Below are 935 nucleotides of genomic sequence, written 5' to 3'. Positions count from 1 at the left end.
GGCGCTCATCCGCGACGGCGTGATCGGCGACGGCGCCGACATCGGCGCGCGCTGCGAGCTGCTGCGCGGCGCCCGGGTGTGGCCCGGCGTGGCGATTCCCGACGGCGGCATCCGCTACTCGTCCGACGTGTAGTTCGTTTCGTTGTCGCCCCTGCGGGCCGAGCGTGCGGTTAGCTTCACGTTCGGCGCCGAACGTGAAGCCAGTTTCACGCTCGGCAGGCCCGGCCCACCAAATATCTCAGGGCGTCGTCGGAGCCGGGCGGCAGCTCGTCGGCGGGCCACCACCGCAGGTCGTCGGACTCGTCGCTGATCGCGATCCGCGCCCCGGCCGGGGCGTGCGCGACGAACTGCAGGTCCAGGTGCCGCGTCGGCTTGCCCAGCGAGCAGGTGACCGGGTGCACGTGCACGGCCGCCAGCCCGGGCGCCAGCAGCAGCCCGTCGACGCCGGACTCCTCGGTGGCTTCGCGCAGCGCGGCGGCCGCGATGTCGGCGTCGTCCTCGTCGCAGTGGCCGCCCAGCTGCACCCAGCGGCCGACGCGGGGGTGCAGGGTCAGCAACACCCGGCCGCCGCCGTCGTCGAGCACCAGGGCCGACGCGGTGACGTGGCCGGCCTCGCACTCGCGCCGGCAGGCGTCGTCGCGGCCGTACAGGAACGCCAGCACGGCGTGCCGCAGCGCATCCTGACTTGCGTCGGGCGCCCGCCAGTCGGTGAGCAGCCGGATCGCCGACTCCCGCACGCTCATCGGCGGATCAGCAGGCCGTCGGTGTCGGCCGGCGGCCGCGGGCCGGCCGGCTCGGCCGCGTAGCCGACGGCGATGGCGCCCAACGGCTCCCAGTCGGCCGGCAGCCCGAGCTCGGCGCGCACCAGGTCCGCGGCGAAGATCGTCGACCCGATCCAGCAGCTGCCCACCCCCCGCACGGCCAGCGCCACCAGC

2 protein-coding genes and 1 pseudogene are annotated in these 935 nt (G+C 75.4%); 1 reads left to right on the top strand and 2 read right to left on the bottom strand.

Translation table 11 applies throughout. The features are described 5' to 3' along the window. Positions 1 to 133 (top strand): annotated as a pseudogene (locus A5714_RS26385) (NDP-sugar synthase); the annotation flags it as partial. A gap of 73 nt (positions 134 to 206) precedes the next feature. Here the strand turns inward: A5714_RS26385 and A5714_RS23320 are convergent. Then, positions 207 to 743 (bottom strand): NUDIX hydrolase, encoded by a 537-nt coding sequence (locus tag A5714_RS23320; protein WP_068072783.1) that lies wholly within the window; start codon positions 741 to 743, stop codon positions 207 to 209. After that, on the bottom strand, positions 740 to 935 hold a 196-nt coding region (locus A5714_RS23315), incomplete at its 5' end, for a nitroreductase family protein (RefSeq protein WP_197513898.1). The genes A5714_RS23315 and A5714_RS23320, both read right to left, overlap by 4 nt.

It is taken from the genome of Mycobacterium sp. E2462 (assembly GCF_001672685.1).
Classification (GTDB): domain Bacteria; phylum Actinomycetota; class Actinomycetes; order Mycobacteriales; family Mycobacteriaceae; genus Mycobacterium.
The sequence above is the reverse complement of the archived record's forward strand: the minus strand, read 5'-3'. Positions and strand labels throughout refer to the sequence as shown.